The 19715-nt window shown below is 66.1% G+C and carries 18 protein-coding genes; 10 read left to right on the top strand and 8 right to left on the bottom strand.

Going from position 1 to position 19715, the window contains the following annotated elements; genetic code table 11:
• Positions 1–3: 3 nt before the first annotated feature.
• A complete protein-coding gene (locus ACW18B_RS11965; protein WP_492047273.1) occupies positions 4–2418 on the top strand; it encodes a TonB-dependent receptor in 2415 nt (804 codons plus the stop codon).
• Here the strand turns inward: ACW18B_RS11965 and ACW18B_RS11960 are convergent.
• Positions 2412–2795, bottom strand: a complete 384-nt coding sequence (locus tag ACW18B_RS11960) for a hypothetical protein (RefSeq protein ID WP_492047272.1) — start codon at positions 2793–2795, stop codon at positions 2412–2414. The genes ACW18B_RS11965 and ACW18B_RS11960 overlap by 7 nt on opposite strands.
• 279 nt (positions 2796–3074) lie before the next feature.
• On the opposite strand from ACW18B_RS11960, the gene ACW18B_RS11955 reads away from it, so the two are divergent.
• From ACW18B_RS11955 to ACW18B_RS11940, 4 genes are read left to right on the top strand one after another with little or no spacing between them, the layout of a single operon-like run.
• Entirely contained in the window at positions 3075–4361 is a 1287-nt protein-coding gene (locus tag ACW18B_RS11955) for a cytochrome c (RefSeq protein WP_492047271.1), read from the top strand.
• 7 nt (positions 4362–4368) lie between these two features.
• Complete coding sequence (locus ACW18B_RS11950) at positions 4369–4833, top strand: (2Fe-2S)-binding protein (RefSeq protein WP_492047270.1); 465 nt, start codon at positions 4369–4371, stop codon at positions 4831–4833.
• The gene (locus tag ACW18B_RS11945; RefSeq protein ID WP_492047269.1) at positions 4830–7151 is read left to right on the top strand and encodes a xanthine dehydrogenase family protein molybdopterin-binding subunit; all 2322 of its coding nucleotides are present in this window, start codon (positions 4830–4832) and stop codon (positions 7149–7151) included. Before ACW18B_RS11950 ends, ACW18B_RS11945 begins: the two co-directional genes overlap by 4 nt.
• Before the next feature lie 41 nt (positions 7152–7192).
• A complete protein-coding gene (locus tag ACW18B_RS11940; RefSeq protein WP_492051693.1) occupies positions 7193–7561 on the top strand; it encodes a c-type cytochrome in 369 nt (122 codons plus the stop codon).
• An 82-nt stretch (positions 7562–7643) separates the two neighbouring features.
• Here the strand turns inward: ACW18B_RS11940 and ACW18B_RS11935 are convergent, their stop codons facing one another.
• On the bottom strand, positions 7644–7973 hold the full coding sequence (locus ACW18B_RS11935) for a c-type cytochrome (protein WP_492051692.1): 330 nt from the start codon (positions 7971–7973) through the stop codon (positions 7644–7646).
• 485 nt (positions 7974–8458) lie between these two features.
• Here ACW18B_RS11935 and ACW18B_RS11930 point away from each other — a divergent pair, with 485 nt between their 5' ends.
• Entirely contained in the window at positions 8459–9058 is a 600-nt protein-coding gene (locus ACW18B_RS11930) for an NAD(P)H-dependent oxidoreductase (protein ID WP_492047268.1), read from the top strand.
• A gap of 28 nt (positions 9059–9086) precedes the next feature.
• Here the strand turns inward: ACW18B_RS11930 and ACW18B_RS11925 are convergent, their stop codons facing one another.
• The 4 genes from ACW18B_RS11925 to ACW18B_RS11910 are packed head-to-tail and all read right to left on the bottom strand — an operon-like array spanning position 9087 to position 12307.
• Positions 9087–10349: a TolC family outer membrane protein gene (locus ACW18B_RS11925; protein WP_492047267.1), complete on the bottom strand. Its 1263-nt coding sequence runs from the start codon at positions 10347–10349 to the stop codon at positions 9087–9089.
• Positions 10349–10552: a YgaP family membrane protein gene (locus ACW18B_RS11920; RefSeq protein ID WP_492047266.1), complete on the bottom strand. Its 204-nt coding sequence runs from the start codon at positions 10550–10552 to the stop codon at positions 10349–10351. Before ACW18B_RS11920 ends, ACW18B_RS11925 begins: the two co-directional genes overlap by 1 nt.
• A 22-nt stretch (positions 10553–10574) precedes the next feature.
• Positions 10575–11018 (bottom strand): thioredoxin domain-containing protein, encoded by a 444-nt coding sequence (locus ACW18B_RS11915; RefSeq protein ID WP_492047265.1) that lies wholly within the window; start codon positions 11016–11018, stop codon positions 10575–10577.
• 8 nt (positions 11019–11026) lie between these two features.
• Positions 11027–12307 (bottom strand): NAD(P)/FAD-dependent oxidoreductase, encoded by a 1281-nt coding sequence (locus ACW18B_RS11910; RefSeq protein ID WP_492047264.1) that lies wholly within the window; start codon positions 12305–12307, stop codon positions 11027–11029.
• A 218-nt stretch (positions 12308–12525) separates the two neighbouring features.
• Here ACW18B_RS11910 and ACW18B_RS11905 point away from each other — a divergent pair, with 218 nt between their 5' ends.
• The 4 genes from ACW18B_RS11905 (at position 12526) to ACW18B_RS11890 (ending at position 17579) form a co-directional block, all read left to right on the top strand.
• Positions 12526–12885, top strand: a complete 360-nt coding sequence (locus tag ACW18B_RS11905) for a rhodanese-like domain-containing protein (RefSeq protein ID WP_492047263.1) — start codon at positions 12526–12528, stop codon at positions 12883–12885.
• Between the two features lie 37 nt (positions 12886–12922).
• Positions 12923–13954 (top strand): efflux RND transporter periplasmic adaptor subunit, encoded by a 1032-nt coding sequence (locus tag ACW18B_RS11900; protein ID WP_492047262.1) that lies wholly within the window; start codon positions 12923–12925, stop codon positions 13952–13954.
• Positions 13951–17166, top strand: a complete 3216-nt coding sequence (locus tag ACW18B_RS11895) for an efflux RND transporter permease subunit (protein ID WP_492047261.1) — start codon at positions 13951–13953, stop codon at positions 17164–17166. Before ACW18B_RS11900 ends, ACW18B_RS11895 begins: the two co-directional genes overlap by 4 nt.
• Before the next feature lie 77 nt (positions 17167–17243).
• Positions 17244–17579: an ArsR/SmtB family transcription factor gene (locus ACW18B_RS11890; protein ID WP_492047260.1), complete on the top strand. Its 336-nt coding sequence runs from the start codon at positions 17244–17246 to the stop codon at positions 17577–17579.
• 61 nt (positions 17580–17640) lie between these two features.
• Here ACW18B_RS11890 and ACW18B_RS11885 read toward each other — a convergent pair whose 3' ends face one another.
• Positions 17641–18624, bottom strand: coding sequence for a helix-turn-helix domain-containing protein (locus ACW18B_RS11885; RefSeq protein ID WP_492047259.1), 984 nt, complete (start codon positions 18622–18624; stop codon positions 17641–17643).
• A gap of 7 nt (positions 18625–18631) precedes the next feature.
• Positions 18632–19708, bottom strand: a complete 1077-nt coding sequence (locus ACW18B_RS11880; RefSeq protein WP_492047258.1) for an acetamidase/formamidase family protein — start codon at positions 19706–19708, stop codon at positions 18632–18634.
• Between the last annotated feature and the right edge of the window lie 7 nt (positions 19709–19715).

Raw genomic sequence — 19715 nt, 5'->3', positions numbered from 1 at the left:
GTCTTGGGATCTGACGCGTGGCGACGCTGGGCGCTGGGCTCCAGCGCAGCCTGCGCGATCGGCCTGGGCGGCGCCGCGTCGGCGGCCGAGCCCAGTTTCGTCTTCGACATCCCCAGCAAAGCCCTGAAGACGGCCCTGATCGATCTGGCGATCCAGAGCGGCGTCTCGATCAGCACTCAGACCGCCTCGAGCTGCGCCGCCACCAGCCAACACCTCAAAGGTCGCTACACGCTGAAGAGCGGTCTTGAGATCTTGCTCGCCGGCACAGGCTGCGGCTTCAGGATGATCGACGCGCGCGCCGTAGAGATCGTGCGCTTGCCGCCGGCCGGAGCCGCCGCCAGGACATCTGCGCCCAAGCCTGTGATCGAGACCCCGCTCGGGCTGCCCGAACTGGTCGTTGTCGCCACGCGCCGCCCAACCCCCGCCGACCGTCTGGCCTATGCGGTCAGCGCGATCGATGGGTCAACCGTCACGGCTCAGGGCCTGCGCGACGCCGGGGATCTCGCCGCCGCTGTGCCCTCCATGACCGTGACCAATCTGGGAACCGGCCGTGACAAGATCATGCTGCGCGGCCTGTCCGACGGCCCGCTGACCGGTCGCACCCAATCGATGGTCGGGCTCTATCTCGACGACACTCGCCTGACCTACAACGCCCCCGACCCCGACCTCCTGCTGATCGACATGGCCCAGGTCGAGGTGCTGCGCGGTCCGCAGGGCGCGCTGTACGGCGCGGGATCCCTCGGCGGCGTGCTGCATCTGGTGACCGAACAGCCAGACCCGGCGGGCTTCGACAGCTGGGCGTCGGTCACCGCCGCGACTACCCTGGGCGGTGCGGCGTCGGGTGGCGCGTCGGCCATGGTCAATCTGCCGGTGCTCCAGAACCGGGGCGCCGTCCGGCTGGTGGCCTATCGTGAGGTCCAGGGCGGCTATGTCGATGACGTTGGCCTGGGCCTGAAGAACGTCAACCGCACGATCCGTAGTGGCGTCCGCCTGTCGGCGCGCCTCGACCTCAATGCGCGCTGGGCGCTGACCGGCGGGGTCGTCGGCCAGGCCATCAACGCCGCCGACACCCAGTATGGCCTTGCGACCGAAGCGGCCTATACGCGCCGCAATCTGGTGCGCGAGCCGCACGACAACGACTTCTTCGAGGCTCATATCGGTCTGCGCGGCGAATTCAGCGGCGTTCAGGCCCGATGGACGGCCTCGGCCGTGCGCCACGACATCACCAGCCGCTACGATGCCTCCGCCGCGCCGCCTGTTCCTTTGCCACCTGGCCCGGCCGCGTTTGACGACGACAACCAGATCCAGGGCCTTGTCACCGAAGGCTCCCTGGCTTCGCCGGCGGCGGCGCGCGTTCAATGGCTGGCGGGAGCCTTCCTGGCGCGAACCCGTCAGAACAACGCTGTGGCGCTGATCCGATTGGGCGATGCTTCGACACCGGCCTTCGCCGAGGCCCGCCGCGACACCCTCGACGAAGCCGCCCTGTTTGGGGAAGCGACCCTGCCGATCACCGGACCGCTCAGCGTCACCCTGGGTGGCCGGTTGTTCACGTCAAAGGCGCAGGTCTCAAGCGTGATCACGACGCCCACCACCGCGCCCGTTCCTTTCGAGGGCGCCCTCTCGCGATCCGGCTTCGCGCCCAAGATCGTGCTGGCCTATGTCCTGTCTCCCACCGTCCTCCTCTATGCGCAGGCGGCGGAAGGCTATCGAGCGGGCGGCTTCAACACCACCGGTCCACCCGATCAGCGCTTCACGTCACAAGGCGTCGAGCCCCATCGTCTCTACGGCGGCGACGAACTGTGGAGTTTTGAGGTCGGTAGTCGCCTGAGTTTTCTGGACGGCCGCGCCAAGTTGCGCGCTGCGGCGTTCCAGGCCGTCTGGACGAACATCCAGAGCGACCAGCTTCTGCCTTCGGGCCTGCCCTTCACGGCCAATATCGGCGATGGTCGTAATCTGGGTCTGGAACTGGAAGGATCCTACAGGACAGGCCGGCTGCATCTGACGAGCTCCTTGCTGATCAACGGCCCAGAACTCGAGAACGCCAATCCCGCCTTTCCGGCCCGGCGCGATCTGAGCCTGGCGGGCGTTCCCGGCCGGGCCGGCGGCTTCACCGTCCACTATGACTGGCCCCTCGGCGGCGATCTCGATCTCGAGCTCGATGCCCGGTACGCCTATATCGGCCATTCGCGCCTGACCTTCGACGCGATCACAGCCCCGGGGATGGGCAGTTACGCCACGGGACGAGTGGCCTTGGGATTGGCGTCCCCGCGCTGGCGACTGACCATCGCGCTCGACAATCCCGCCAACGCCAGCGGCGACACCTTCGCCTACGGCAATCCCTTCTCGCTAAGGACGACACAGCAGGTCACCCCGCTACGCCCGCGCACGGCCTCGATCACCGTCCGCGTCGTCTATTGATCGGCGGCCGAGGCGGCGCGTGCGCTCCCTTGAGCCGCGCTGATGTAGAAGACGTTCTCAAGCGCCTCGGTCATGGCCGGAAGAGCGAGCCTCGGCCGAGGGAGCTCGCCTCCGCCGCAAGCGACGACAGCCCTTCCCCTGGCTCGCAAGGCGTCGAGCAGGTCGCCAAGGGTTGGGCAGCGGGCGATTTCGGGGTCCGCCAGTTCGGCGGCGCAGAAATCTTCAATCACCGCGACGATCGCCATGAAATCAACAGGGGCGATCTCGATGTCTAGCAAGGGGGTTGAACGACACAGGCTGAAGCCATCCAGCGCGACGGATCTCGCGGCCAGGGCAAGCAACGCGTCATCGGGACACTGGCTGTCAAAACGGGTCATGGGCGCGTCTTTCTTTGAACGCTCTCAAGGACGACGCGCGGCGACCTTCCCCTCAATCGCCCCGGTTTTCATGGAGGTGATGAGGCCCAAATTGCGGTGGCCGATGCGTGCGGAACCTATCCTCGAGTTTCGCGTTTCCACGCTGTGACGTGACTGGCCGCGATCGACTCGCATCTTGCCTGACATGCCTTGCCGCCCAGCCTTTTTGATCTCAAGCTCAGTTATCGGTCCTGAAGCGATGCGCGCGAGCCGTCGCGCGGGTCCGCCGGGAGTAGCTTCGTGCTGAAACGTCTCCTCATAGGGTCGCTCGCCGTGATCGCCGTCGGCATCATAGGCTTCGGCGTTTTTGCCTGGCGCCCGGCCATAGCGAAAATCACGCCGCCGCCGCCCTCATCCTTTTCGCCGGCGCTGGTTGCGCGGGGCGAAGCCCTGGCCGGCGCAGGATATTGCTCGACTTGCCACACGGCCAAGGGTGGCCAGCCGTTCGCCGGCGGCTATCCGATGAAGACAAACTTCGGAACGATCTATTCCACCAACATCACGCCGGATCTCAAGACCGGCATTGGCGCATGGTCCGAGCCGGCCTTCCGCCGCGCCTTGCATCAGGGCGTGTCCCGCAACGGCAAGCACCTGTTCCCAGCGCTTCCCTATGACCATTTCACCAAGCTGACCGACGCCGATGTCTCGGCGCTCTACGCCTATATGATGACCCGGCCCGCCGTGGTCGCCAAAGCCAAGTCGAATGGCCTTCCCTTCCCGCTCAACATCCGCGCCCTGCAGGCCGGCTGGAAGCTGCTATTCTTCCGCGCTGGACGCTTCGAGCCCGACTCTAGCCAGAGCGCGGAATGGAACCGCGGGGCCTATCTGGCCCAAGGCGTCAGTCACTGCGGCGCCTGTCACACGCCCCGCAACGCCTTGGGCGCCGAGAAGCGCGACAAGGCTTTTGCCGGCGCGCTGATCGACAACTGGATCGCGCCGTCGCTGACGGATTCGAACCCCTCGCCGGTCGCCTGGGATCAGGGCGAACTGGTCGCCTATCTGCGCACGGGGGTCAGTCGCTATCACGGCGTCGCAGCCGGCCCGATGGCTCCGGTGGTCCATGGCCTGGCCAAGCTGCCCGAGACAGACATCCAGGCCCTGGCGACGTATTTCGCCGACCTCGACAAGGCGGCGACACGGACTGCAACCCTGACGCCGGCTCTTCAGAAGGCCGCCGTCGCCGATCAGCTGAACGTCGGCGCTCAGCATGAACCTGCCGCCCAGCTCTACACAGCCGCCTGCGCCTCGTGCCACTACAACGGCGGCGGTCAGCTTAATCCGCTGCGGCCCGACCTGGCCCTGAACAGCGCGGTTCATCTGGATGATCCGACCAATCTGATCCAGGTCATGCTGCACGGCGTCAGCACCAGGGACGGCGCGCCCGGCGTGCTGATGCCCGCCTTCAACCACCTCAGCGACGCCGATCTGGCGATTTTGGCGACCTATCTGCGCGCCACGCGCACGGACAAGCCGGCCTGGCCAAACCTACAAAAAAAGGTCGCGGCGATCCGCGCGCAGGGAAACTGATCCAGCCATGACCCAGTTCACGATCAATGGCCGCGCAGTGTCGATCGACGTCGACGAGGACACGCCCCTGCTGTGGGTGATCCGCGACGAGATCGGCCTGACCGGCACCAAGTTTGGCTGCGGCATCGGCATGTGCGGCGCCTGCACCGTCCATGTCGGCGGCCGGGCCATACGCTCCTGCATCACGCCCATCAGCGCGGTGGACGGCGCCGAGGTGACGACTATCGAGGGTCTCGATCCCGCCAGTCAGCACCCGGTGCAGAAGGCCTGGCTTGAGTTGCAGACGCCCCAGTGCGGCTACTGCCAGTCAGGCCAGATCATGCAGGCGGCCGCGATGCTGAAGGACTTCCCCGCCCCCACCGACGAGGACATCGACGCGACCATGAGCGGCAATCTGTGTCGTTGCATGACCTATGTCCGCATCCGCGCCGCCATCAAGCAGGCCGCCGCCGAGATGGGTGGCAAGTCATGAGCCGGCTTCCGCCCAAGGGCGATCAGGGCGGTTTCCTGTCGCGTCGCAACTTCCTGGTCGTCTCAACCGGCGCGGGCCTGGCCTTCGGCTTCTCGCAACTCGTCCAGGCGGCGATGGACCCGGCGGTCCCGGGCGGCGCGCCGCCGGCCAAGACCGGTCCGCAGTTCGAACCCACCCTGTGGTTCGCCATCGACGGCGACGGGATGGTCACCGTCAACGTCATCCGCGCCGAAATGGGCCAGCACGTCGGCACCGCCCTGGCGCGCATCCTGGCCGACGAGTTGGACGTGGCCTGGGACAAGGTTCGCATCGTCCATGTCGATACCGATCCCAAATGGGGTCTGATGGTCACCGGCGGCAGCTGGTCGGTGTGGCAGACCTTCCCGGTCTTCAGCCAGGCCGGCGCGGCCGGGCGTATCGCCCTGGTGGAGGCAGGGGCCAAGTTGCTCAATGTTTCCCCCACCGGCGGAACGGCCAAGAGCGGCGTCGTCCATGTGGGCGGGCGGTCGATCTCGTACGGCGACATCGTCAAGCGCGGCGGCGTGACGCGCCAGTTCACCCCCGAAGAGATGGCCAAGCTGCCGATCAAGCCGGCGGCCGAGCGCAAGCTGATCGGCAAGCCGGTCAAGGCTCTGGACATCGCGACCAAGGTCAACGGTACGGCGATCTATGGCATCGACGCCAAGGTGCCCGGCATGGTGTTCGCAAGGCCCAAGCTGCCGCCCACGCGGCAAGGGTCGAAAGTGCTGTCGGTCAATGATCGCGCCGCCAAGGACATCAAGGGCTATCTGCGCTGCCTGACGATCCAGGATCCGTCCGACACCGTGCCCGGCTGGGTGCTGGTGATCGCCGACAGCTATCACGCCGCCCTTCGCGCTTCGGAGCTTGTGAAGGTCAAATGGGCCGCCGGCCCCGGGGCGAAGGTCTCTGAACAGGCCCTGCAGGATCACGCCGCCAGCCTGATCGCCAAGACCGACGGCGGGGCGCTGCTCGAGAACAAGACCGCCGACACCGCGCCGGCCTTCAAGGCCGCCAAGTCGACCCTGGAGCGGACCTACACCACAGCCACTGTCCTGCACTTCCAACTGGAGCCCCTCAACGCCCTGGCCTTCGAAAAGGACGGGGTGATGGAGATCCATACCGGCAACCAGTGGCAGAGCCTGATCCTCCCGACCCTGGCCAAGGCCCTGGACCGCGCCGAGACCAGCATCGTCATGCGCACCTACATGCTGGGCGGCGGTTTCGGACGGCGCTTGAATGGCGACTATGCGGTTCCGGCCGCCCTGGCCGCCAAGGCCCTGGGCAAGCCAGTCAAGCTTGTGCTGACCCGCGAGGACGACGCCCGCTTCGACTCCGTCCGCTCGCCCTCGGTCCAGACCGTGCGGATGGCCTTCGACGGCGCCGGCCGGGTCACCGCTCAGGAGCATCATGCCGCCGCCGGCTGGCCGACCCTGGCCAATGCGCCGGCTCTGATGCCCAAGGCAAAGAACGGCGTCGCCTATGATCCGTTCGCCATTTCCGGCGCCGATCACTGGTACGAGGTGGGAGCCCACAAGGTTCGGGCCATCAATAACGACCTCGCCAACGACACCTTCCGCCCTGGCTGGCTGCGTTCGGTGGGACCAGGCTGGACCAACTGGGCGGGCGAGAGCTTCATCGACGAAGCCGCTCATCATCTGAAGACTGACCCGGTGGCCTTCCGCCTGAAACTTCTCACCGGCGCCGGTGAAAACGCGGGCGGCGACGCCAGCACGGTTGGCGGCGCCAAGCGCCAGGCCGAAGTCGTGCGCCGCGCCGCCGAAGCGGCCGGCTGGGGCAAACCCCTGCCCAAGGACACCGCCCTGGGTCTGGCCACCAGCTTTGGCCAGGAGCGTGACATGCCCACCTGGGTGGCCTGCGTCGCGCGCGTGCATGTCGATCGCACCAGCGGCGTCGTCACCGTGCAAAAGCTTACGGTGGTCACCGACGCCGGCACGATCGTCGATCCGGACGGCGCCCGAGCCCAGACAGAGGGCGCAACCTTGTGGGGCCTCAGCATGGCCCTGCACGAAGGGACAACCTTCGAGAACGGCCAGGTCAAGGACGTCAATCTCAACAGCTACAGGCCGTTGCGCATATCCGATACACCGGAGCTGGACATCCAGTTCGTCGACAGCACCGAGGTCCCTGTCGGTCTTGGCGAGCCGGCCACCACCGTGGTCGCGCCGGCCATCGCCAACGCCATCTTCAACGCGACCGGGGCCCGCCTGCGGCATATTCCAATCACTTCGGCGGCCGTTCTATCCGCTCTCACATCAGGACCTGCAGCCGGGAGCTGACCAAGCTGATAAGCTGACCTGAGTGAAGCTGGGTGGACCCGATGAAGACTCCTGTGCGTACCTCTTTCCTTTGCATTCTGACCGGCTTGGCCTTGGTCAGTTGCGCCGACCTTGGGCCGTTGCACGGTCCAAACTCAACGGACCGTCAGGCGGCGCGTCGGGGCGCCCGTTTGGCTGTGACGGAATGCTCAACCTGCCACGCTGTTGGAACCGGCGCGACCCAGGCCAAAACCGCTGCTCCGGACTTCGCCAGCATCGCGCAACGTTACCGTGAGGCGCGCCTGGATTGGGAACTGGAGGCGATAACGCAGGTCGGCCACTATCGCATGCCGCGCAAGCCTCTGACCGTCACGGAGATCGCGGATCTGACGGCCTATATTCGCAGCCTGGATCGCAGCGCCCCAAAATAGCCAAACCTGAAATCACCATTCGCGCTGGCTGATTGGAAGACGTCCGGCGGCGCCAGGCGACACCTCGAGGCGCGGCGATCCGTCAACCTCCCGACTTGGGGCGTGGGTCCAGGCCCCGCAGATAGGCCTTCAGGTCTGCGATTTGATCGTCATCCAGGTCGACCTGGGGCATACGGGGGTGGGTCTTTGGCGATCCTTCCTCCGGCATGCGGCTGGGCGCCAGCATGCCTTCCGCAAGGATTTCCTCCAGATGACCAGGGCGATAGCGAAGATAGAGCTTCGCGAACGGCGGTGCGTCCAGGAGAGGGCTGGGCCCGTCAACAATCGCGTGGCAACCGCCGCAAGACCGTTGAGCCACGCCCTGCCCCGCCGAAACAGACGATGACGTCGACGAGTTGGAAGACTGGGCCATAGCCCCTGTCGCACCGAGAGCGACAAGACCTAACGCGAAACCGATGACACGCACCAACCAAGACCCGTTCATGACATTCTCCCAAAATCCATACCCGCCCGCAGACAAGGCCTCGCTGACGTAATCGAAATAGCAAAGTCAAGCGCCAAAGCATCCGATACATAACGCGTCGCCCGCTTCAAGACATTACCTTTTCAATATAAACCTCCACAAAACACTCGCACCTTCGAGAGCCAAATCAATTCCAATATTCGGGCAAGGCGGGTATTTCGCTCAAAATATTCGATCGCCACTTTGACATAGCCGCTACGTCTGGCAGGGTATCAACCGTCGCGTGGAACGCGATTGAAGTCCCGATGGCCCTACGACAGGTCTATCGCCAACACACTCTGCGCCAAGCCGGCGCTCCGGCTCTGATCCAGATCAATTTCCATCGACACGCGATCGCTAGTCTAGACCTGCACGCCTCTCCAGGATCGCCCGCCATGCGTCATGCCGTCATTCTCGCTCATCCCAAGCCCACCAGCTTTTGCGCCGCCGTCGCTCGCACCTGCGTGGAGCATTTGCGGGCGACAAGCCATACGGTCATCCTGCGTGATCTCTATGCGCTCGACTTCGATCCCAGGCTGAAGGCCGAAGAACTTCCAACGGCGTTCGGCGTTACGCCCGCGGCGGATGTCCTCGCGGAGCGCCAGCTGCTGGCCGAGGTCTCCAGCTTCATTTTCGTCTATCCGTTCTGGTTCAACGCCCAGCCGGCGATCCTCAAGGGCTATGTCGACCGGGTGTTTGGCATGGGCTTTGGCTATGGACCGATCGGCGGCGGGACCGAGCCCTTGCTGGAAGGCAAGACGCTGCTGTCTTTCTCGACCTCCGGCGCGCCCGAGGCCTGGATCAACAATACCGGAGCGCTCAAGGCGCTGATGACGGTGTTTGATCAGCATGTGTCGGGGGTTTGCGGCATGCGGGTGGTCGACCACCGGCATTTCGGCGGGGTCGTCTCCAACATGACCGAGGAGTCTGGCGACGATATCCTGCAACAGGTTCGGACGCGTCTGAGCGATCTGTTCGACCCCGCCCTGGCCTAATATCGAGGGCACATCGCCCCCGCCCCCATCATTGCGCGGGAAGCAATGCGTTCAGACGATAGGCCGCAATCACGGCGTCCCCCCGTGCGGTGACGAGAGCGCTGTGCGCTCCCAGGGCCTCGCGTTCCGCGTTCAGCAGATCCAGCGTGGGCTTCTGACCGACCCGCACCTCGTTGCGGACGCTGTCCAAGGCGCTGACCGCCGCGGCGACCTGCGCGTTCGAGGCCAAGACCACGGCGCGCGCGGTGGCCAAATCGCCCCAGCCGCTGATGACCGCTTCGCGCACCTGGGCCCGCGTCGCCTCCAGGCCAGACCGGGCGGCCTGGAGCTCGGCGCGCGCCTCATCGATCCGGCCCGAGATCACACCGCCTGAAAACAGCGTCCAGCGCCCCTGCACGCCCAAGGTGACGCCGTCAGACTGATAGCCGGGAAAGAACTGGTCGCGCGCACTGCTGGCGGTCGCGGCGATCGCCAGGTTGGGGAGTCTTTCGGCCCGGGCGTATCGCACCGCCGCCTCGGCCGCCCGCAGTCTTGCCTCAGCGGCCAGGAGCGCGGGACTGGCCTGACTGGCCTGGGCCACCACGTCGTCGAGCGTGGAAGGGGTCACAGGCAGCTCTGGCAAGCCCTCCAGGCTGTCGGCCTCGACCCCGATGATCGCGACGAAATGGGCGCGGCTGCGCGCGACCTCGCCTTCGGCGCGCGCCAAACCCGCCTGCGCCTCGGCCAGACGCGCCTGGGCCTGGGCCAGATCGGTCCTGGCGGTTTCCCCGCCCTTGAAGCGCAGTTGCGCCTGGCGGGCGATCTCTTCCATCTGCGTGATCTGAGCCGTCTGAAGCGCGAGCATTTCCTGCGCGCTCAAGACGGCGACATAGGCCTGCGCCGCCTGGGCCGCGAGCAGAGCCCGCGCCCCGCCCACCTGAGCCAGGGCGGCGTCCCTGCCCCCGCGGGCCCGGTCGATGGCGGCGTTGATCGCGCCGCCGGCATAGAGGGGCTGACGCAGTTGCAGGGCGGCGGAGCGCGGCGACACATCGCTCTGACCAAAGCCAAAGAAGCCGCCCAGATCGGTGGTTCCCTGACCTGCTTCACCCGACAGCGTGAGGCTGGGCAGACGCGCGCCGCGCGCCTGGGCCAGACGCGCGGTGGCGGCATCGGCCTGGGCCTTGGACTGGGCCAAGCCGGGATTGCCACGCTGGGCCAGGGCGATGGCCTCGGGCAGCGACATAGCCGTCACCGCGCCCGGCGCCAGAAGGCCGGCCAGAACACCCAGAGTGAGCAGCCTGCGCATGGCCATCAGTTGAACGCGACGCCGGGCTTGATCCCCAGCTTCTTGAACACCATCGCGGCCGGGCAAAAGCCCGTGAAGGCCGCTTGGATCATGTTCAGGCCCGCAAAGATCGAAAGGGCGATCCACCACGGGTGAACAAACTGGGCCAGCGCCACGCCCAGCAGGACAACAACGCCGGCGAAGGCCAGCACCATACGGTCGATAGTCATGGTCAACCTCGAAAATGGAAACTCAGACCGCAGCCTGAGCGAGAGCCTGGCGCGTCCAGGCGACGATCTGATCCGTACTCATCAGTCCGGCCGTGCGGGCGATGGTCTTGCCGTCCTTGAACAGCAGCATCGCCGGAATGCCCGAGACGCCGAGTTCGCCCGAGGCCTGGGGTTCGGCTTCGGAGTTGAGCTTCACCAGTCGAACCTCCGGCTCGAGCTTGGCGGCCGCGCCGGCGAACTGCGGGGCCATCGCCCGACACGGCGCGCACCAGGGCGCCCAGACATCGACCAGCACCGCAGCCCCGCGGGTCGAGGCCCTGTGCGCGCGGAACGCCTTGGCGTCGGTCTCGACCGGATGGCCCGAGAACAACGCGAGTCCGCAGCGGCCACACCTGGCCGCCAGCGGATCCTTGTCGTCCGGCGTCCTGTTGACCGCGCCGCAGGCGGGGCAGACGAACTGTCTCATCACGGGCCTCAGGCCTTGATCTTCTTCAGGCCCATCACCTCGAGGGCGAGCTTCTCGTAGAAGGGTTCGCTCTCGCCACGACGGACCTTGGAGAGGAAGTATTTCTCGAACCCGACCTTGGCCAGGTGAACCCAGCCCCCGCTGGCCGACCAGTTGACGTTGCGCGGCGGGATCTGCGGCTGGGCGACGAAAACCACGCCGCCGTCGCCGAAATCGGCCAGACAGAAGGCGTTCCAGGTCGCCTCCGCCGTGGCCGGCTCGCCATCGACCAGCGCCTTCAGATTGTGGGCGATGGCCGTGACCATGCTCTCGATCATGAAGCCGGTCTTGGGCACGCCGACCGGAACGGGCGTCTTGCCCGTGGGGGGAATGGCGACGCAGACGCCCAGGCCCATCACGTTGGGAAAAGTCGGGTTGCGCTGGTGCTTGTCGACCAGGATGAAGCCGCGCGGATTGACCAGGCCCTCGACGTCGCGCACGGCCGATACGCCCCTGAAGCCGGGCAGCATCATCGAATAGGCGAAGGGCAGATCATGCTGGCTCTTGACCGAGCCGTCCTCGGCGATTTCCTCGACATGCATCATGCCGGCCTCGACCGACGCGACCTTGGCGTTGGTGACCCACTTGATGTGACGATCGCGCATCTCGCTTTCGAGCAGCCCCTTGGTGTCGCCCACCCCATCAAGACCCAGATGGCCGATATAGGGTTCGGACGTCACAAAGGTCATCGGCACCTTGTCGCGGATCTTGCGACGCCGCAGCTCGGTGTCGAGGATCATGGCGAACTCGTAGGCCGGCCCAAAGCAGGACGCCCCCTGAACGGCGCCGACAACGATCGGACCGGGATTTTCAACGAACTGATCGAAGGCCGCTGCGGCGCTTTCGGCATGATCCACATGACAGATGGACTGGGTAAAGCCGCCATGCGGGCCCAGGCCGGTGATTTCGTCGAAGGCCAGCTCAGGACCCGTGGCGATCACCAAATAGTCGTAGTCGACCAACGTGCCGTCCGTGAGCTCGATACGGTTGGCGGCGGGCGAGACCCTGGCCGCTCCGACCGGCGTAAACGCGACGCCCTTCTTCTTGAAGACGGGCTTGAGCTTGACCTCGATGGCCTCACGCTTGCGCCAGTGCACGGCGACCCAGGGGTTGGAGGGGACGAAATGAAACGTGTCGCCTTGCGAGATGACATGGACTTCGGCCTTGTCACCGACGGCGTCCTTGATCTCGAAGGCGGCGATCGCGCCGCCCAGGCCGGCCCCCAGAATGACGATACGTGGCTTAGACATGGTTTGCCTCCTCAATCCATCACCGTCGCGCGGCTTCCACCGTCTGCTGATCCAGGGAGGCGACATTGATCCAGATCAGTTTGGACCGCTTGCGGTCGCCCTAGGGTGATTGCGACGATGCTTGACTATATATTCGTATTATCGCATATAAGCAACTACGAATTTCTTTGTCGCACTCTCCGGAATCGAGACGGCGACTCAAGCCAAGGAGACCTTCCATGTTCGGCCCGAAGACCAAGGACCTGACCGCCCTCCAGGTAAAAGCCGCCCTAGACGCCCACACCATTCTGCTGATTGACGTGCGCGAACCCGCCGAGTTCGCCGCCGAGCGCATCCATGGGGCCCTGAACTTTCCGCTTTCAACCTTTGACCCGGGCGCCCTGCCCGCAGCCGGCGACAAGCTGATGGTCATGCAGTGCGGCTCGGGCAAGCGCTCGGCGACAGCGGTCGGCCTTTGCCACAAGGCTGGTCACGCCATCGACAGCCATCTGGCCGGCGGCATCATGGCCTGGAAAGCGGCAGGCCTTCCGACCATGACGATTGACGCTGCGACCGGCGCCACGCGCGATCGCACCTAGCCGCTTCATCAACGCAATGACACCGGGAGGGCTAGCCATGTCGGCAAGACCATATCTGATCGGCGCGATCAGCTTGACGCTTTTGCTTGGCGCCTGCGGCCAGACCGAAAAGAGCGAACCTGTCGTCAAGGCGGCGCCCGTCGCCGGTCGACTGACCCTGCGACCCCAGAGCGTCTCAGACCTCAAGCCCGTGCCTGCAACGCTCACCACCCGGGACATGGCCGAGGCCCGCGCCCGCATCTCGGGCGTGCTTGTCGCCTTGGCTGTGCGGGAGGGCGACTCCGTGCGGCAAGGTCAGTTGATCGCCCGGATCAAGGACGACCGGATCGATCTCCAGACCGGCGCGCTGGACGCCCAGGTCACTGCCGCTGCGGCCGAAGCCAGCCGCGCCCAGGCCGATCTTTCGCGCACCCGCGATCTCTTCTCCCACGGCGTCTACGCCCAGGCTCGCCTTGATCAGGTCGAGGCCCAGGCAAAGTCCGCCACCGCCGCTCTGGCGGCGATGCGCGCCCAAAGGGGCGCCAGCGCCGAACTGGCCGCCCAGGGCGCGATCCTGGCCCCAGCCGCCGGCCGCGTCCTGATCGCCAATGTCCCTGTCGGCTCGGTGGTGACGCCGGGACAATCGATCGCCCGGATCACAGCCGGCCCCATGGTCGTGCGCATCGAATTGCCCGAAGGCCAGGCCCGCGCCCTCAAGATCGGCGACGCCGTCCAACTGGCCTCGGACGACACGCGCGCCCTGCCCGCCCTTGGCGTCGTCAGCCAGATCTATCCGTCGGTCACCGGCGGTCAGGTCGTCGCCGACGTCACCGCGCCCAACCTGCCGCAGGAGCTGATCGGTCAGCGCGTCCGCGCCAGCATCAAGATTGGCGAGCGTCAGGCTCTGGTCGTGCCCCGCAGCTATATCGTCACCCGATACGGCGTGGATTATGTGCGCCTGGTGCGCGCCGACGGGACCGTTTCCGAAACCCCGGTGCAGACCAGCAGCGGCCCGACGACCGACACGGCTGAAGTCCTCTCCGGTGTGCGCGCTGGCGACGTGCTGACGCCTGCGGAGACGGCGCGATGAACCTCGGCCCCTCGGGTCGCCTGACCAAGGCGACCATCAACTCGCCCTTGACGCCCCTGATCCTGATCGCCGCCATCGCCGTTGGGCTGCTGGCCCTGATGGCGATCCCGCGCGAGGAGGAGCCGCAGATCAGCGTGCCGATGGTCGACATCATGGTGGCCGCGCCGGGTCTGAAAGCCCCCGACGCCATCGAACTGGTCGGCAAGCCGCTGGAAACCATCGTCAAGAGCGTGGCCGAGGTCGAGCACGTCTACACCTTCGCCGACGACAATGAGGTGATGGTCACAGCCCGCTTCAAGGTCGGGGTCGATCCCGACGCCGCGGCGGTGCGCATCCACGAGAAGATCCGCGCTAACTACGATCGGATCCCGGCCGGCATCGCCGAACCGCTGATCCAGACGCGCGGCATAAACGACGTTCCCAGCCTGGTCCTGACCCTGTCGCCCAAGCCCGGCGCTGCCGGCCAATGGACCGACCAGGCGCTCTTTGAGTTGGCTGGCAAGCTGCGTAACGAAGTGACCAAGGTCGACGATGTCGGCCTGACCTTCATCGTCGGCGGACGCCCCCAGGAGATCCGCGTCGAGCCCGATCCCGCCAAGCTGGCCCAGCATGGGGTGGCCTTGGGCGTGCTGATGGACACCATCCGCCAGGCCAACCGCGCCTTTCCTGTCGGTCAGGTTCGCGGCGGCGGACAGGCCGTCGACGTCACCGCAGGGCGCACCCTGGCCAGCGCCGCCGAAATCGGCCTGCTGGCCCTGCCCTCCGTCACCGGCCAGAGCGTCTATGTGCGCGATGTGGCCAAGGTGATCGAGGGCCCGCGCGAGGATCAAGCCCGCGCCTGGCGCTACGCCAAAGTCGATCAGGCCTGGAGCGAAGCCCCGGCGGTCAGCCTGGCCATCGCCAAGCGCAAGGGCGCCAACGCCGTCGTGGTCTCTCACGCGGTCCTGGCCCGGGTCGAGGCCTTGAAGGGCACGCTGCTGCCCGACAGCCTCGACGTCGCCGTGACCCGCGACTATGGCGAAAGCGCCAACGAGAAGGCCAATGAGCTGCTGTTCCACCTGGGCCTGGCCACCCTGTCCATCGTGGTTCTGATCGGTTTCGCCATCGGCTGGCGTGAGGCCGCCGTCACCGCCGTGGTCATTCCCACCACCATTCTGCTGACTCTCTTCGCCTCCAACCTGATGGGCTACACCATCAATCGGGTCAGTCTGTTCGCCCTGATCTTTTCGATCGGCATCCTGGTCGACGACGCCATCGTCATGATCGAGAACATCGCCCGCCACTGGGCCATGGCCGACGGCCGAAGCCGGATGGACGCCGCTGTCGACGCCGTTGCCGAGGTCGGCAATCCCACCGTAGTCGCCACCCTGACCGTGGTCTCGGCCCTGCTGCCGATGCTGTTCGTCTCGGGTCTGATGGGCCCCTACATGGCCCCGATCCCCGTCAACGCCTCGGCGGCCATGGTCTTCTCGTTCTTCGTGGCGGTGATCATCGCCCCCTGGCTGATGGTGCGCTTCGCCCGCAAGACCCTGGCGGCCGGCCACGGCCATGACGGCGAGGGCAAGCTGGGAAAACTCTATCGTCAGGTCGCCGGACAGGTGATCGCCACGCGAAGAAGCGCCTGGACCTTCCTTGTGGGCGTGGGTCTGGCCACCCTGGTGGCCTGCGCCATGTTCGCCACCAAGACCGTCACCGTCAAACTGCTGCCGTTCGACAACAAGTCCGAGCTGCAGGTGGTGCTCGACATGCCCGAGGGAACCTCGCTGGAAGCGACCCAGCGCGCCCTGTCGGACGCCGCCGTCGTGACCCGCGCCCTGCCCGAAGTCACGGCGATCGACGCCTATGCCGGCACGGCCTCGCCGTTCAACTTCAACGGCCTGGTGCGGCACTATTATCAGCGCAATAAGCCCGAAATGGGCGACCTGTCCGTGGCCCTGGCCGCCAAGGGCGAGCGCCATCGCAGCAGCCACGTCATCGCCCTGGACCTGCGTCACAAGTTGACCCAGGTGGCCCTCCCCGCCGGTGCGGCGATCAAGGTGGTCGAGGCCCCGCCCGGACCACCGGTTATGGCTACCCTGCTGGCCGAGATCTACGGCCCCGACGCCAAGACGCGACGGGCGGTGGCTGAAAAGATCAAGGCGACCTTCCACAGCGTCCCCTATATCGTCGATATCGAAGACAGCTACGGCCAGCCGCGACCGGGTCTGCGCCTGGTCCCCGATCGTGATCGCCTGGAATCCCTGAAGGTCGCCGACCGCGACGTCTATGACTCCGTGGCCGCCGCCCTGAACGGTCAGGTGGTCGGCTACGCCCATCGCGGCGCCGGACGCGACCCGCTGGAGATTTCCGTGCGCCTGCCGCAATCGGCGCGCAGCTGGGGCCAGGGCCTTCAAGCGATGCCCGTCGCCGTTTCACAGGGCGTCAACGGCGGACGCCTGGTGTCGCTGGGTGAAGTCGCCACGGCCAGCACCGAGCCCGGCTCGACCCATATCTTCCGACGCGATGGTCGTGACGTCGACATGGTCATGGCCGAACTGGCCGGAGCCTATGAGGCCCCGATCTACGGCATGATGGCGGTCGACAAGGCCATCCGCCAGGCTGACTGGAAGGGTGTCCCCAAACCCGACATCCGCATGAACGGCCAACCGACCGACGAGAGCCACCCCACCCTGCTCTGGGATGGTGAGTGGGAGATCACCTGGGTGACCTTCCGTGACATGGGCGCGGCCTTCGGGGTGGCGATCCTGGGCATCTATGTGCTGGTTGTCGCCCAGTTCAAAAGCTTCCGCCTGCCGCTGGTCATCCTGACCCCGATCCCCTTGACCCTGATCGGCATCGTCGTCGGTCATATCCTGTTCCGCGCGCCGTTCACCGCCACCTCGATGATCGGCTTCATCGCCCTGGCCGGGATCATTGTGCGCAACTCGATCCTGCTGGTCGACTTCATCCGCCATAGCCAGGGTGACGGGCGGCCGTTGCGCGAGGTGCTGCTGGAAGCCGGGGCGATCCGCTTCAAGCCTATCGTTCTGACCGCCGCCGCCGCCATGATCGGCGCAGGCGTGATCCTGACCGATCCGATCTTCCAGGGCCTGGCGATCTCGCTGCTGTTTGGCCTGGCGTCCTCGACCCTGCTGACGGTGCTGGTCATCCCGGCCATCTACATCGTCCTGCGGGACGATAACCGCGCCGCCCCGGGAAAAGTGGCGGCATGACCCATTCGTCGCCATCTGATCTGAGACCCACCGCGACCCAAACTTGATGCGCCTCCCGCATCCACTAGAGTGCGATCATGACCGCCGCAGCCTTCGCCCCCAAGCCCCCCCAGGGAATCGCCGAGCTCGCCGCCAGCGTTCAATCCGCCGCGCGGCTGCTAAAGTTGATGGCCAGTGAGCAACGGCTGCTGTTGCTTTGCCGCCTGATCGACGGCGAGGCCTCGGTAGGCGATCTGTCGAGCCATGTCGGCCTGGCGCAATCGGCCACCTCGCAGCATCTGGCCAAGATGCGCGCAGAGGGTCTGGTCGCCACGCGACGCGACGCCCAGACCATCTATTATCGGCTGGAGGATCCTGCGGCGATCCAGGTGCTGGACACGCTATGCGCCGTGTACGCGCCCCGGGGAACGTAACACCGCTGACGACCCGGGACTGGAAAGAGCGCGTCCCGGCAAGCCCGCGAACAGGCCACCGTCAAAGCTCGGCGACCGCCTCTTCAAGGCTCGTCCGCCCCTTGCTCTCCCCTTGCCGGAATTCGCGAGGCGACATGCCATATTGATCGCGAAAGGCCCGGCTGAAATGGGCCGAGCCGTTGAAACCCCAGCGGAAGCAGATCTCCGAAATCGATAGTCTGGCGTGCTGGGGACTGGCCAGGTCCGTGCGGCACCGCTCAAGACGTCGAGTGCGCAGATAGTGGCTGAAGGTCTCATCGACCGAAGCGAACAGCTTCTGGACATAGCGCGAGGACACGCCTTCCTCGTCGGCGACGCGACGCAGCGACAGGTCTGGATCGGGCAACAGGGTCTCGATCGTCTGACAGAGCCGTTGCAGGTGCGCGGTGGAGCCCCCCGCCCCGCCAAGCTCGCCCGTCGCCACGCCGCGCTCGATCAGGCAGATGGACAGGAACTCCATCAGCGACAGCTCCACAGGCCGCAGTTGATCAACGGTCAGATCTTCCAGGTTCTCGGCCGTGGCGCGCAGAAGCGCTGACAGGATGTGCGCGCCCCCCTTTGCGGCGTCCAGACGACCAACCCGCAAATGGAAGGGGGCGATCAGCCGATGGTCCAGCGCCACCCGCGGCGCGCGGACGAACATCAGCTTGCAGCGGGTTTCCAGACGCAGCGCCGCCGCCTCCCCGGTGGGGCCATAGGCGATATCGCCGGGCGACAGGTCTTCGGCCAGATCCTCGGTGACCAACAGGGCGTGACCGCTGAGCAGCACCGCCAACCAGACTGCGGCGGGCTGGCCGGTGCGGCGGCCAGAAATGGCCTGGGCGCCGGCCTCGACCAGGGCGAACTCGATCCCCAGCGGCGAGGTGAGACAGACCACAGAGGCGCTGGCGGGTTCGACGTCAGAAAGGCCTTCGATCGGCAGACCCAGGCGACTCATCGCCTCGTGCCAAGCCTCCGCGCGCTCGGCGCGGGGATGGCTGTCGGTGCTGAACGACCAGGCTTTCACGAGGGACCTAGCTGCCTTTCTTGGGGAAGATGTCGCGCGGAATGCGCACGTGGCAGCCCTGCTTGCCGTCGACGACCTGGGTGACACCGAAGTCGGCCGCTACGCTCATCAGCGAATAGGCGTCGTTCTTCGACAGCCCGACATGGTCGCTCAGCAGCGTCAGCATATTGAGGGACGCATCGCGCATGGCGACATTAAGATCCTCGTTGAAGCCATGGACAATCCACCACTTCGGGGTCTCCAGCAACGGGCCGGGCGTCTCCACGTCCTTGCGCAGAACGATCTGCATCAAAACGTTCAGCGAGGATTCGATGGCCGTGCCCGACAGCTCGCCATCGCCCTGGCTGACATGCGGATCGCCGATCGAAAACAGCCCGCCTTCGACCTGAACCGGATAGTACATCGTCGCGCCGGCGCCGATGCGCCAGTTATCGATATTGCCACCGTGCGCGCCGGGCGGGATGGTGCTGGTGCGGCCGTTGATCGCCGGTGCCACGCCGGCCGTGCCCAGGTGCGGACGCGCCGGAATGCGAATGCCCTTCAGCGCCGACTGACGGTCGCACTCGGGGCAGTTGGTGATCGTCCCGGGCACCAGGTATTTGCCCGGAAAGTCATAGGCGTAGAGCGCGCTGGCGGTGTTGGCGTTGGGGTCGAGCTCATAGATCGTCACCCGCTCCTTCTCGCCGAACTCCTTGTACAGATAGCCCCAGTTGGCTGCGAGGTTGGAACCGTAATTGTTACGCGGGGTCATGCGCAGATAGCGCACCTCCAGCACGTCGCCGGGCTTGGCGTTTTCCACATAGATCGGCCCGGTCATGATGTGGACGCCGGGATTGCGGTCTTCCTCGGGGATCTCCCGGAAGATCCGGGTGACGCCCTCGTCCATCATCAGATCGGGCGCATCGCCGGCATGGTGGGTGATGGCCTCGGCCTGGACCAGATCGCCGCTCTTGATCCGCAGGGTGGGCGCAGTGGCGGGATCGAAATAGCCCCAGTGCACGGTCTTGGGCGTGGCCGGCAGGGTATGAAGCGCGCCGGGTGCCACGTCGGGGCGGGTCTGGCCGGGTTCGCAGATGAAGGGCATCGGATTC

The sequence above is a fragment of the Caulobacter sp. FV2ps19 genome (genome assembly GCF_058681035.1).
Note: the sequence above shows the minus strand (reverse complement) of the source record. Positions and strands in the feature narration are given on the sequence as shown.